A 378-nucleotide genomic window follows, 5' to 3' on the forward strand; every position below is an offset into this window, starting at 1 on the left:
CTAGGGAAGATATGAAGGTTTCAGCAAAGAAATTAGGAATGTCTGTTAGTTCATATCTTCGTTCACTTCACTTGTTTTCAAAACAAAATAAAAACAACAACAAATAAGGTGAAATCATGAAAGCGATAATAAAAATTCTAATGGTGCTTTCTCTTGTTCTAATTCCATCCTTGTCTTTTGCTGGTGATTTGGGGCTAACTCCAATGACAACAGACAAGATGATGATGGTTATGAACTCTATATTTGGGAAACTCGGTGTATTTGGTGGTGAATCATCTGACTCAATGGCTGGTTTAATTGAAATCGTTAATATATCAGCATTATTTTGTGCTGGAATATTGTTTGTTTATTATGTGATTTTCGCCACTGTTGGAACAG

1 protein-coding gene is annotated in these 378 nt (G+C 34.1%); it reads left to right on the forward strand.

The annotated features are described in order from the left end of the window. Nucleotides 1-116 precede the first annotated feature (116 nt). On the forward strand, nt 117-378 hold a 262-nt coding region (locus tag RVY79_RS17940; RefSeq protein WP_317465873.1), incomplete at its 3' end, for a hypothetical protein.

Source organism: Chromohalobacter sp. HP20-39 (assembly GCF_033052815.1).
Taxonomy (GTDB): Bacteria; Pseudomonadota; Gammaproteobacteria; order Pseudomonadales; family Halomonadaceae; genus Chromohalobacter.